8 protein-coding genes are annotated in these 13314 nt (G+C 62.1%); 7 read left to right on the top strand and 1 reads right to left on the bottom strand.

Translation table 11 applies throughout. The annotated features are described in order from the left end of the window. The first annotated feature begins 114 nt into the window (after window positions 1–114). The 4 genes from GLX_RS01395 (at window position 115) to GLX_RS01380 (ending at window position 5689) form a co-directional block, all read left to right on the top strand. Window positions 115–1836, top strand: coding sequence for a carbohydrate porin (locus GLX_RS01395; protein WP_014104268.1), 1722 nt, complete (start codon window positions 115–117; stop codon window positions 1834–1836). 211 nt (window positions 1837–2047) lie between these two features. Beyond that, entirely contained in the window at window positions 2048–4474 is a 2427-nt protein-coding gene (locus tag GLX_RS01390; RefSeq protein ID WP_014104267.1) for a TonB-dependent receptor, read from the top strand. Window positions 4475–4499: 25 nt separating this feature from the next. Then, entirely contained in the window at window positions 4500–5189 is a 690-nt protein-coding gene (locus GLX_RS01385) for a Fe2+-dependent dioxygenase (protein WP_014104266.1), read from the top strand. Between the two features lie 293 nt (window positions 5190–5482). Then, on the top strand, window positions 5483–5689 hold the full coding sequence (locus tag GLX_RS01380) for a cold-shock protein (RefSeq protein ID WP_007398099.1): 207 nt from the start codon (window positions 5483–5485) through the stop codon (window positions 5687–5689). Window positions 5690–5797: 108 nt separating this feature from the next. Here GLX_RS01380 and GLX_RS01375 read toward each other — a convergent pair whose 3' ends face one another. Next, window positions 5798–6700 (bottom strand): LysR family transcriptional regulator, encoded by a 903-nt coding sequence (locus GLX_RS01375; protein WP_014104264.1) that lies wholly within the window; start codon window positions 6698–6700, stop codon window positions 5798–5800. Between the two features lie 300 nt (window positions 6701–7000). Between GLX_RS01375 and GLX_RS01370 the strand changes: the two genes are divergently transcribed. The 3 genes from GLX_RS01370 to GLX_RS01360 are packed head-to-tail and all read left to right on the top strand — an operon-like array spanning window position 7001 to window position 13272. Next, window positions 7001–8470: an NAD-dependent succinate-semialdehyde dehydrogenase gene (locus GLX_RS01370; protein WP_014104263.1), complete on the top strand. Its 1470-nt coding sequence runs from the start codon at window positions 7001–7003 to the stop codon at window positions 8468–8470. A 46-nt stretch (window positions 8471–8516) separates the two neighbouring features. Beyond that, window positions 8517–9779 (top strand): metallophosphoesterase family protein, encoded by a 1263-nt coding sequence (locus GLX_RS01365; RefSeq protein WP_081477914.1) that lies wholly within the window; start codon window positions 8517–8519, stop codon window positions 9777–9779. Then, window positions 9766–13272, top strand: a complete 3507-nt coding sequence (locus GLX_RS01360; protein WP_014104261.1) for a YhaN family protein — start codon at window positions 9766–9768, stop codon at window positions 13270–13272. Before GLX_RS01365 ends, GLX_RS01360 begins: the two co-directional genes overlap by 14 nt. Window positions 13273–13314 lie beyond the last annotated feature (42 nt).

Here is a 13314-nt window from a genome sequence, read left to right as displayed (position 1 = left end):
TCCCCGCCCGCCTTGCCGCCCTCCGGTCGCACGGCTGAGCGTACCCCACCCGGCATCCTCGCCGCGTATCCATGCCCCGTCGCTGCTGACCGGGCCACGAGAAAACCGACAGACATGACAAAACAGATCCGGCATGCCCGCAACGGGCGTGCACGCCATCCGTTTTTCCGTACCCGTACATGGCTGCTAGCCATGGGCACGGCCACCACGGCGCTGCCCGCAGCGCATGCGCAGGTCGCCCCAGCGGGGGGCGTGCCCTCGCTTGTTTCCGTCAATGCGGTACCGGCCGTTCCCGCAACATCTGCCCCACAGGCCAGCCAGATCAGGCTCAACATGATTGATGCCGAACGCCTTGGCCCCACGCCCCAGGCCATTCGCCGGCCGCCCAACACGCCCATCCCGCCAAGCGGGGTGCCGCTGTACCCTTCGGCCGGGCTTGCAACCATCAGCGTGGCCCCCGTCAGCAGCCCCGGTGACTCCAAGGCCTTCCACAAGATAGAACTTGATGCCCTGACACACCACGAGGGTCCATCGGGCTTCCTGCCCGCCTGGGTGGATGCACAGCATGATTCCGACCTGGAAGACCCATATTATGTGCCCACAGCAGGCAGCGGACACCTGGTGCCGCAACTCAGCCCGCTACGGAACAGGCTGCGCGACCATGGCGTGAGCTTTGCCTTCACCTACAAGGGTGAGGCCATGGGCGTGATCAATGGCGGGGTGAAGCGTGGCATGAGCTATGTGCACGAACTGACCGCGCAGGTGAACTTCGACCTGGAAAAGATGGCTGGCATAAAAGGCTGGTCCGTTCACACACTGGTGATGGAACGCGCGGGTCGCGCCGTAAGCCACGACCGGGTGGGGGAATATTACGTCAATTTACAGGAAGTCTATGGCCTGTCGGGCAACGTGGTGGCCCATCTGGTTGATTTCTATGCCGAGAAGAAACTGCTCGACAACCGGCTGGATGTAACCTTTGGCCGCATGGCACTGACGCATGTGTTCGCAACGTCGCCACTGCTGTGCTCGTTCATGGTTACATGCTCAGCCCCCGTCGCGCTCAAGCTCGATCCTGGCTTTAGCGTGTATCCCAAAGCCACATGGGGCAGCCGCATCCGCATGCGCCCCACGCGTGACACCGCCATCCAGCTTGGTGCTTACTCGGTCAACGCTTTGTCCGACAACCCCAGCGGGTGGGCATGGGGGTCAGAAAAGGCCACCGGACTGATGCTGCCCGTCGAATTTACATGGCAGCCGTTCCTGACCCGCAACCGCCTGCCGGGGCATTACGTGCTGGGCTACGCGCATGACACCACGCGCTACCCCGACCAGGTCGGGATCGGTCTGCCCGCGGCCCTGCGCACCGCGGCAGGTCATCAGCGTTCAGCGCCTATGGACATGTTCTGGTTTGAAGGCGATCAGATGGTCTACCGTCGTGGCGGGCGCAACCAGATGGCGGGTGGTTACCTGATGGCGGGCTATATCCATAACACGCCCCATGTTACCTCAATTTCGGATCAGGCCTATGGCGGCCTGTCCTTTGCGGGTGTCATCCCGTCGCGCGTGACGGACAGGCTGGGCATCATGTATTCGTGGTACCATGTCAGCCACCGCAAGGAGGAAGGGCAGATCCTGCGTTATGAAGCCGGTTATTCACTCGGCACCTCGGTGCGCGCGCCGCAGACAAATTCCCATATCATCGAAGCCTATTACGCGATCGATGCGGTGCCCGGCATTCTGGTGCAACCCGAATTCGAATACATGATCCGTCCGGGCGAAACCAAGCACATCCCCAATGCGGCGCTGGTGGGGCTGAAGGTCATTGCGAACCTCTAACTGCATCCACCTCCCCTGGAGGTATTGCATAATACGCATATCGGCCCTGCATAAATCATATGCAGGGCTTTTTTTTGCTTTGTTCCTCATTTTAAGAATGAGAATTTGTTGCATTTAGGTGACAGGGCCCTCTTATCTGTCTTTGATGATATTGCGAATAACTATCAAAAAATGTATCGCAGCCTTCTGCAATTAAGAGGCTGTTGCAATTATGACAGACAAGACCCCCCATCCCGTTATCCGCCCCAGACTGCGGCCTTTCTCTCTGCTTACAGCCAGTATGGCCCTTGCCTGTGCCACAGGCGGTGCGCAGGCCGCCACCGACCCGGCAGCCAACACTCCCAAGACCAGTGACACGGCCAAAACAGCCAGCGCACCGGACAAGGCCCCCACCATGCAGGATCTGTATAACCACACATCCGATACCTCGCATGACCTGACCCACGTCACGGCCTCACCGATGAACGTGCTGCATGAACCCATCGGCCTGAGCCGCATGCCGCAAGATGCCATGCACACGCCACAGAACGTAAACGTGGTGCCGCAGATCCTGATGCAACAGCAGAATGTCAAATCCCTTGATGAGGCACTGAAGAACGTACCCGGCATTACCGCCTCGGTTGGCGAGGGTGAAGGCGGCATGGCAGGTGATCAGTTCCTGATCCGCGGCTTTGCCGCCCAGAACGATATTTATGAAAATGGCCTGCGTGATTTTGGCGTCTACACACGCGACAGCTTCTATTACGACCATGTCTCGGTCATCAAAGGGCCTTCATCGGAAGTATTCGGCAACGGCACCACGGGTGGCGCGATCAACATCGTGACCAAGACCCCACATCTGGGCAACAGCTACCAGGCCAGTTTTTCGGGCGGCAGTGGGTCCTATTACCGGGGCACGATGGATGTGAACTACCAGTTGAACAGTTCCACCGCCTTCCGTCTGACCGCCATGGGCAACGAGAACAACGTGGTGGGACGTGATGCGCTTTATTCCCATCGCTGGGGGATCGCGCCCTCCATCGCCTTTGGGCTGGGCAAAAAAGTATCGTTCGTGCTGGAATATTTCCACCAGAACGACAACCGCATTCCCGATTACGGCGTGCCGGTGGTCTATTCATCCGCCAACGCCATTGGCCGCCCGGTTACCGAATACGGCGTCAAGCGCACCAACTGGTACGGCACCAGCTATGATCAGGATGATTCCAGCACGGACATGATCACTGGTCGGCTTACAGCCAAGGTCAGCCCGATCCTGACACTATATAACGACATGCGCGGCGGTATTTTTCACCGCTATTTCTCCGCATCGCAGGAAGCGTGCTCAAACTTCAGCAGCGGCGCGGTCCTGAAAAACAACACGTTCGGTGGCGTCTCCCCCTCCTCCACCTGCCAGTCCGATTTCTTCTCATCCAACCCTGCCGCGGCACAGGTGGCGCGTAATGGCGGCGTGGGTGGGCCGGAGCCCTACCGGCAGAGCGACTGGTCGATCCAGGATGTGTTCTCCGGCGTGGCGCACCTTAAAACGGGACATATCCGCCACGAGATCATCGGCGGGTTTGACATGGAATACGTGACTGATCACCGCCAGAACTATGCCTATGGCTCTAACCGCCCCGGCACCAGCCTGCTTGACCCCTCGCCTGCCGTACCCGGCCTGCTGCTGGGAGACTGCGCGCAGTACCCCAACCGCCTGGTCAATATCGGTAACGGTGTGGGCCGCAAATGCTACAAGGACAGCGATGCGTTGGACGTTGGCTTCTTCCTGTCAGACCAAGTGTGGCTGACGGATTACCTGTCGGTCAAGGCAGGCTTCCGGTGGGACAACTGGAACAGCCATTACAGCGCCACCGGCGGCAGCACCGCCACACCGGACGTGCATTACGGGCAGAACGAGACCACCATCAACCCCTCCGTCAGCATCATGTACACCCCGCGCAGCAACCTGATGGTTTATTTCAACTGGTCGGAATCCACTACGCCGCTCAGCCTGTATGTCACCAACAGTTCAGAACCCATGACGGCCAAAAGCGCAACGGCATCACCCGAGCGCAGCAGGCTGTATGAGGTCGGTGCCAAATACAGCGCCTTCCACGACCGGATCGGCTTTACCGCCGCCCTGTTCCGGCTGGAAAAAAATAATGCTGTCCAGACCGACCCCTCCACCGGCGACGTGAGTGCGACCAGCGATCAGGAGCGCAACCAGGGGCTTGAACTCAGCGTATCGGGCACATTGCTGCGCAACTGGATGTTCTATGGCACCTATGCGCTGTATGACCCGACCATAACCAAGACCGGTTCCCCCACATCAAAGCTGGGCGGCCAGATCCAGTACGTGCCCCACAACCAGGCCACGGCATGGACCAGCTATGAAATCGCCCCGCGCAAGCCGTGGAACATGGCCATAGGCGGCGGCATTACGTGGCGGCAGGGCGTATGGCTGGACCAGGCCAACACAGCGCGCGTGCCCGCCACGGTCGAGTTCGATGCCATGGTTTCGCACCATTTCGACAACCACTGGAAAGTGGCCATGAACGCCTATAACCTTGATAACCGGCTGAACTACGGCAGCCTGTTCTCCAACCGCGTCACACCGTCCATCGGGCGGTCGTTCCTGTTCAATATTTCGGCACAGTACTGATCTGTCCTACGCCCAAGGTTCCGCCATGCTGCTGCACATCCCTGCCCTGCTGAATGTCGATGAACTGGCCTATTGCCGTGAAACGCTGAAAAACGCGCAATGGACCGATGGCCGCGAGACGGCGGGCGTGCAGTCGGCCAAGGCCAAGAATAACCTCCAGCTTGGGCGTGACACCCCGGCCTGCCGCGAACTGGGCGAGATCGTGCTGCGCGCACTGGGTCGCAATACCCTGTTCAACAGCGCGGTGCTGCCCTACCGGGTCAGCCCCCCGCTGTTCAACCGCTACGAGAACGGCATGCAGTTCGGCGCGCATGTGGATAATGCCATAAGGGGCATTCTGGCAGGTGGCATCCACACGCGCATCCGCACCGATGTGTCCTCCACCCTGTTCTTTTCCGACCCCGATGAATACGAGGGCGGGGAGTTGACCATGCACGCCAATGGCAATGAGCAGGCGATCAGGCTACCGGCGGGTGACATGGTCCTCTACCCCACTACCGTGCTGCACAGTGTAACACCCGTGACCCGCGGTAGCAGGCTTGCTGCATTTTTCTGGTCACAGTCCATGATTGCGGAGGAGAGCCGCAGGCAGATCATGTTCGATCTGGACATGCAGGTGACCAGCCTGCGCGAACGTCTGGGGGATGGCGACCCGGCCGTGCTGTCGCTGACCAACATCTATCACAACATGATGCGCCAGTGGTGCATCCTGTAAAAAGCGATTCCCTGATCAGTATTTCGCGGAATTACACAGTTTTTTCGGTAACGGAGCAGTGGTTTCGGCACCCGGGCTGCGTGCCTTACGGAAAATATTTTCATTATTTTCAATATTTCCCGTGCTATTTGCGCGCGGCTTCTGTAGAAGGGTCCGCACGGCTGGACTTTTCAGCTACGGACAAGATTTCAAATGCAGCCACGCTACGCGGCCTTCTGGCATCCCCGATAAAACGAAAAGTCTCGATTCCGCGCATGTTCGCGTGGGTGCCGGTTACGCAAGGAGGCCAACACATGGCCGCAGGAACAGTTAAATGGTTCAATGCCCAGAAGGGCTTTGGATTTATCCAGCCTGATGATGGAAGCGCTGACGCTTTCGTTCACATCTCCGCAGTCGAGCAGGCTGGCCAGCAGACCCTGAACGAAGGCCAGGCCGTGACGTATGACCTCGAAAGAGGTCGTAACGGCAAGTCTTCTGCAGTCAATCTGAAGATTGGCTGATAATTTCGGCAGGAACCTCGGTTCCTGCCGTTTTTATATCTACCCCGCGTCAATGCGGGTTATGGGCCGCCTCTGCCGCTTCCGGCATTGATGGCGCCTCATGCGCCATCAGCCAATTGCAAAGACATCACGCATCTCCAGCGTGGCCGCGATTTCCCACACCCGGGTTGCCAGCGTCGTAGGCTGGGTCGGGGCCAGTCGCACCAGCCCTACTTCGGGCACGGCACAGGCACCAAGCGGGCGTATCTGCAAGCGATTCCGACCGGTATGGGTGGGAAGCGCTGCAACTGGCAGGATACTGGCCAGACGGCCACCCAGCACTTCACCATACAGGATTTCGAGCGAATTCGTCTCCAGCATGATCGTTGGGGTTACGCCTGCCTGTCCAAAGGCCGCATCCACGATCTGCCGTGTGCGCATTTCGGGGCTGAGCAGGCATAGCGGCAGGTCCGCAAGGCAGGACCAGTCCTGCCGCCCGGCCGGAAGCTCAAGTGGTTCCGCCGCCACCAGCACATGCTGTTCGGTATAGAGGGACCGGGTTTCAAAAGGCCCATCGGGCGGAATCTGGTCAAGATAGACCAGCCCCAGATCCAACTGCTGCTGGCGCAGGCCATGGATGGTATCCGTGCTTGACCCCAACCTGACCTGAAGGTGCAGGCCGGGTATGGCGGTACGAAAACTTTCCATCAGCAGGGGCATGGCCTGCAGGCTCGGTGGCATGACGCCAATGGACAGCGTGCCGCCGGCCACCTGCTGGGCAAAGGCCGCTTCCTGCCGCAGGCCATCCAGCGCCGCCAGAGTCTGGCGTGCCCAGTCAAGCACCCGCCTGCCCTCATCCGTCAGGCCGTTGAATCGGCGCGTACGGCGGATGATGGTAATGCCCAGTTCGGATTCAAGCTGGCGGATCGCCGCCGAAAGCGCGGGTTGCGACACACCGCAGCTTTCCGCCGCGCGTGAAAAATGCCGGTAGTGATCAAGCGCTATAAGATATGTCAACTGTCTCAGGAACACGCCATCTCCTCCGGCCACAACCTGCCCTCTTCCATATCCGACAGCCACCAGAAGGGCCAGAGCACACCACCAGCAAAGGGTTATCCATCCCGGTCAGGATACCATGCCGCCAATGATATTCTTGAAGAACATGGCAGCCCCCGTATCAGGCACAACCATTCCATCGTTTACCATTGACGGCCACGGATATGATCATTGATGAAGGGATCACCATCATCATCCAGCGGGCGCAGGCGTAAGCTGCGGCCTGAACCCCGCAGGCACCGCCTGCACCCCCCTGTGCCCAGACCGGAGACCGCCATGGCCCTGAAGCTCGCCAATTCATCCCTTTTCCGCCAGAACGCGCTGATTGACGGTACGTGGCGCCCGGCAGCGGATGGCGCGCGACGCGGCGTACACAACCCGGCCACCGGCGCGCTGGTGGCACAGGTGGCCGAATGCGGCGCACAGGACGTAACGCACGCCATTGCCGCCGCCGTAACCGCTCAGGCCGAATGGCGCAACCGCACCGGCGCCCAGCGACAGGTGATCCTGACACGCTGGCACGATCTGGTCATGGACAGCCTGGATGACCTGACCACCCTGATCGTGACCGAACAGGGCAAGCCCCGTGCGGAAGCAGCGGGCGAGATACGCTACGCCGCAAGCTTCCTGCAATGGTTCGCAGCCGAGGCCATGCGCGCCTATGGCGATATCATTCCCCCCACCAACCCGGCCACGCGGCTCAGCGTCATCCGCCAGCCTGTGGGCGTATGTGCCGCGATTACGCCGTGGAACTTCCCCGCCGCCATGATCACGCGCAAGGCTGGCCCCGCGCTGGCGGCGGGCTGCGCCATGATCGTCAAGCCATCGGAACAGACACCGCTGACCGCGCTCGCCCTGGCTGAACTGGCCCAGCAGGCCGGCGTGCCGGCAGGGTTGCTGCAGGTCCTGCCCGGCGATGGCGTAATACTGGGCAAGGCCCTGTGCGCCAGCCCTGAAATCCGCAAGCTGTCGTTTACCGGCTCCACGCAGGTCGGGCGCATCCTCATGGCGCAGTCGGCACCCACGCTCAAGCGCCTGTCACTGGAACTGGGCGGCAATGCCCCCCTGATCGTGTTTGACGACGCCCATATCAAACAGGCGATCAAAAGCGCCATTGCCGCAAAATACCGCAATGCCGGACAGACCTGTGTCTGCGCCAACCGCATTCTGGTGCAGGATGGCATTTATGACGACTTCGCCACCCGCTTCGCCCGCGTGGTGGCAAAACTGCGCGTGGGACCAGGCAGCGACCCTGATTCCGTCATCGGGCCACTGATCAGCACAGGGGCGCTGGAAAAGGTGGAAGAGCATGTCCATGACGCGGTGGCCCATGGCGCGACCGTCATGTGCGGCGGCGCGCGCGCCACGGCGGGCGACCTGTTCTACCAGCCCACCGTACTACGCGACGCCACTCCCGCCATGCGCATCGCGCGCGAGGAAACCTTCGGCCCCGTGGCCCCGCTATTCCGCTTCCATACCGAGGCCGAAGCCATAGCCATGGCCAATGATACGCAATACGGCCTAGCCGCCTATTTCTTCACCCGCGACCATGCTCGCGCCCACCGCGTGGCCGAAGCGCTGGAATATGGCATGGTCGGGCACAATACCGGCCTGATCTCCAACGAGGTCGCCCCCTTTGGCGGCATCAAACAGTCCGGCATGGGGCGCGAGGGATCGCGCTACGGCATGGATGAATACATGGAAATGAAATACATCTGCACCGACATCACCGATCCCGCAGCCTGACCGGGCCTGCATTTACATCCATCCGCAATGCATTACGATGGCGGGCATGGACGAATTCCGCTTCCTTCATGCCGCCGACCTGCACCTTGACAGCCCGCTGCTTGGCCTTACGGAAAAATCAGGCGATTACGCCCGCCTTGTAGCCGATGCCTCCCGCCGCGCCTTCAATGACATGGTCAGCCTTGCCATTGAAAGTAAATGCCGCTTCGTGGTGCTGGCGGGCGACGTGTTTGATGGCGACCTGCGCGACACCCAATGCGGGCTGTTCTTCATCAACGGCATGGCCCGCCTGCAGGCAGCGGGCATCCGCGTCTTCATGATCCTGGGCAACCATGATGCGGAAAACCGCTTTGCAAGGCACCTGCATATTACGGACAATGTCCACCTGTTCGCCACGACAGGGGCCGAGACCTGCCTGATGGAGGATCTGGGCGTTGCCGTGCACGGCCACAGCTTTGCGCGGCGCGATGTGCGCGATAACATTGCCCGCCAGTACCCGCCACCAGTGCCGGGACTGTTCAACATCGGCATCCTCCACACTGCCTGTCAGGGGCGCGAAGGACACGAGACCTACGCACCATGCACGCTGGAACAACTGATCAACCACGGCTACCAGTACTGGGCGCTGGGCCATATCCATACGCATGAAATCCTGCATAGGGATCCGTATGTGGTCTATGCGGGCAACCTGCAGGGGCGCCACGCGCGGGAGGCCGGGCCAAAAGGGGCCTCGCTGGTCACGGTGCGTGACGGCAAGGTTGCGGACGTGGAACCCAAGGTGCTCGATGCCGTGCGCTGGGCATGCGAGAGGGTAGACCTGACGAACACCATAACCCACGAGGAAATGGGCACCCGCATCCGCAGCACGATGCGCGACGTGGTCGCGCAGGCACAGGGCCGCCCCGTGGCGCTACGCCTGGAACTGGTGGGGGCCACGGCACTGCATGCCGACCTGCTGCGCGACAGGCGTGAACTTAAACTGGAAATCGAGGCCATACTGGCCAGCGTGTCGGACCAGATATGGCTTGAGCGCCTGAAGGTTGAAACCAGCGCCCCCGTGCGCCCCGCCATGCTGGACCCGTCCACCGGTGGGCGGATCGCGGCCGACATCCGCGCCGCCGCAACCCCCGATGCCCTGCTGGCGGAACTGGACACCATCATCACCACCATACTCGAGCGCCTACCGCCGCTCCCCGACCGCAAGGAAGAAATACGCGCCAGCATCCTGCACGATGTCCCGGCCCGCGCGCGTGATCTGGCCCTCTCGCTGGTGGAAAACCCCGAAGGGGCCGACAATGCGGATCAGTGAGCTCAGGATCGCCCGCTATGGCGCGATCGCCAGCCTGAACCTTGATTTTGGCGACGGGCGCGGCCTGCATGTCATCCACGGCCCGAACGAGGCAGGCAAGAGCACCTGCCTTGCCGCCATAGAGGATTTCCTGTTCGGCATTCCCGCCCGCTCGGAAGCCGGTGGAGTGTTTGGCAAGGACAAGATGCGCCTTGGCGCGCGCGTGCTGCTGGAAGACGGGGAAGAATTCGACCTCGTCCGGCGCAAGGGCAATAAAAACACCCTTGCCACCCCCGATGGTAGCCCGGTGCCCGACAGCGTGCTGGCCCGCGCGCTTGGTGGCATGACGCGCGCGCGCTTTGCCGCCCTTTTTGGCCTCAATGACGAGACATTACGGACCGGGGGCGCCGAACTGCTCAGCGCCAACGGTGATATCGGCCGCCTGATCGTGGAAGCCGGCGGGGGCCTACGTGCCCTCACGATACGGCTGGAACAGATCGATGCAAAGCGCGACAGCCTGTACTCGCAACGCCGGGCGGCCGGACGGGCGTTCTACCCTGCACTCGATGCCCTGACCACAGCGCAGACAAGCCTCAACGCCGCATCCCTTGAGCATGATGCCTATACCCGTCATTGCCGCGACCGTGATGCGGCCCGCAGGCGCAAGGCCGACATCAGCACCGAACAGACCGAACTGCGCCGCCAGCACAGTCATTACGAACAGCTGGAAAAAGCTCTGCCACAACTGCATGAGATTGCACGCCTGGCGCAGGCACTGGCGGCACAGGCCGATCTCGCCCCGCTGCCCCCCGGCATGGGGGCCACCATAACCACCGCGCTGGCAACCGAAGCAACTGCCAGTACCCGTCATGCCGAAGCCGTGGCTCACGCTACCGAACTGGCTCGGCAGACCGTAGTTCCTCTCATCGAGACCACACTGGACAGCCTGCGCGAACCCATGAGCCAGACCCGTGCACTGGGAGAGGTCGTACGCCAGCACCGTGCCCACAGGGTAGAATACGCCCAGAAGCAACGCAGCATAGATGAAAGCCTGGCCAGCCTGCGCCAGCGACTGGGCCGGGGAGCGGATGCGGACCTGAACCAGTCCAGGCCCGGCCGCGAAACGCTGGATGCCATACGCACGCTGGCCGATGCACAAGCCGACTGGCAGGGGCGACACGCCACACTGGCCCAGCAGACCGGCCAGACCGACATGGACATTGCCCGCAGGCAGCAACGGCTGGCCAGCCTGCGGACACTTGGCCATGATACGGCCCTGCATGTGGACCCGGCCCCCTTTGCCAGCCTTGTGGGGGAGAGGAAGCGGCTGGAACTGCGCGCGGCGGCCCTTGCCCACCGGCAGACAGCCCTTACGGCCCGACTGCACGCGCTGGGTGTCGATACGCTAGCGCAGTTGCACGCCCTGCCCTGCCCGCCCATGGAGGGTGTGCGCCAGGAGGCTGAACGCCAGTCGAGCCTGCGCGCCGAACAGGACCGGCTGGGCGCAGCCCTTGCGGCGGAACATGAACGGCACACGAAACTGGCCGCCCAGTTGGCCCGGCTGGAACAGACCGGTAGCCCGCTTGCGCCCGGAATGCTGCACGCGGCCCGAGCCCGCCGTGATACGCTGTGGCACGAGATCCGCGCAACCTACCTCAACCCCGAAACCCCACCGGCAGACCCATCCGCCGCCACCCGCCACGCCCAGGTCAGCGCACTGGAAGCCGCGATGGAACAGGTCGATGCCCTGTCGGCCCAACTCCTGGATCAGGCCGAGCGCATGGCACGCATGGAAGGGCTGCGGCACGACATGACGCACTGCGCGGACACAATCGACCTGCATGAACGCACACTGGCGGCCATGCAGACCCGGATGGCCCGGCACTGGCAGGACTTTACCGCACCCTTCCGCATTCCTGCCCCCCATGCCAGTACGCCCGAAGCCCTGCATGCCTTCGTGCTGGCACGCTCGCAGCTATTATCCGATGCAGGCCAGATCGCCACTGAACAGGCCTTGCTGGCTGAAGAACGCATCAAACCCGATACGCTGCATGAAAGCCTGCGGCGACTGGCCGAACGCCTTGGTGTCGCATCTGATCTTGAACTGGGGCCATGCGTGGAAGCGGTAACCGCCGCCATGCGCCAGCACACTTCAGCTCACGAGGAATATACACGGCTCCACCGCGAACTGGACGACCTGCTGCCCGTGCAGGCCCAACTGCACCAGCAGGCCCACACCATGCAGGCACAGGCACAGGAATGGAAGCAGCAATGGGCCACCGCCATGCACGAAATCGGGCTGGAAGCCAACGCCCTGCCGCCCGTAGCCTGCGCGCTTGCAACGGAATGGGCCGCAGCCCCCGCGCAGCTGGAGCGCCTGAGCGAACTGCATGAAGCCTGCGTGCAGGCCGACCAGGCCGAGTGTAAGCTGACGCAGGTAATTGATGAAATCCGCCCCCATCTACCCATGTCCCTGTCTGCCGATGGTGTGGAAGCGGCACAGGAACTGGACCAGCTGTGGCAGGATACCCGGAAAGGCCGGCACCAGCGTGAGGCCCTGCTGCCCACGCTGGCCAAGGCGCAGCAGGATATGGAAGCCCATGAAGCCAGCCTGTCGCGCGCCCGGTCCTCGGTCGGGCAGTTGCTGGAGCGCACGCATGCCGCAGGCCCAGAAGCCCTTGGGCAGCTTGCCACCCGCCTGGCCCTGCGTGACCGGCTAGCGCAGGAACATGCTCAGGCACTGCATGCACTCTCCTGCCTGACGGGGGGGCAATCCCCGGCTGATCTAGAACGCGCCATTGATGGCCGCACCCTGCCCGAACTTCAGGCCGAGACCGCGCGTATCCATGACCGGCTGAAGGATCTTGACCTGCAGCGTGATAACGCCGTACGCGCCGAGCAGGATGAAGAAACGGCCCTGCGCGCGTTCGAACACAATACCGACGCACCTGAGGCTGCAGCACGGCGTGAGGCCGCAATTGCCAGCCTTCACCAGATTGTGGAGGAATATGCGGAACTGACACTGGCGCGTAACCTGATCGCCAATGCCATTGACCGCGTGCGCGCGACAGAGCAGGACCCGCTGGTCACGCGCGCAGGGCAGTTCTTCTCCCTTGCCACACTGGGCGGGTTTGGCGCCATCCGCACGGAACTGGACCAAAAAGGTGCCCCGGTCGTGCTGGGGCTACGCCATGATGGCAGCCATGTGCCGGTCAGCGCGATGAGTGCGGGCACGCGTGACCAGCTTTTCCTTGCCTTCCGGCTGGCAAGTGTCGAGACCTACTGCCGCGCTACCGAGCCACTGCCCTTTGTGGCCGATGACCTGCTGGTGCAGTTTGATGACGTGCGTAGCGCGCGCACGTTACGGGTACTGGCGGATTTTTCCCGCACCACGCAGGTGCTGCTGTTTACTCACCATGACAGCATACGCGAGATGGCCCGTACCCTGCAGGCCGAAGGCACGGCGGTCAACCTTGTGGAACTGCCCCGCATCCCTGCCGCCGTGGGTGCCTGAGCACGAGGCGGCCACGGCTATACCGGGGTAGCAAACCCCCTG

The organism is Komagataeibacter medellinensis NBRC 3288, from assembly GCF_000182745.2.
GTDB classification, from domain to species: Bacteria; Pseudomonadota; Alphaproteobacteria; order Acetobacterales; family Acetobacteraceae; genus Komagataeibacter; species Komagataeibacter medellinensis.
Note: the sequence above shows the minus strand (reverse complement) of the source record. Positions and strands in the feature narration are given on the sequence as shown.

Coding starts and splice junctions, on each gene's coding strand:
- GLX_RS01395 (WP_014104268.1), top strand. CDS start 115: ATGACAAAACAGATCCGGCATGCCCGCAACGGGCGTGCACGCCATCCG.
- GLX_RS01380 (WP_007398099.1), top strand. CDS start 5,483: ATGGCCGCAGGAACAGTTAAATGGTTCAATGCCCAGAAGGGCTTTGGA.
- GLX_RS01360 (WP_014104261.1), top strand. CDS start 9,766: ATGCGGATCAGTGAGCTCAGGATCGCCCGCTATGGCGCGATCGCCAGC.
- GLX_RS01365 (WP_081477914.1), top strand. CDS start 8,517: ATGGACGAATTCCGCTTCCTTCATGCCGCCGACCTGCACCTTGACAGC.
- GLX_RS01370 (WP_014104263.1), top strand. CDS start 7,001: ATGGCCCTGAAGCTCGCCAATTCATCCCTTTTCCGCCAGAACGCGCTG.
- GLX_RS01385 (WP_014104266.1), top strand. CDS start 4,500: ATGCTGCTGCACATCCCTGCCCTGCTGAATGTCGATGAACTGGCCTAT.
- GLX_RS01390 (WP_014104267.1), top strand. CDS start 2,048: ATGACAGACAAGACCCCCCATCCCGTTATCCGCCCCAGACTGCGGCCT.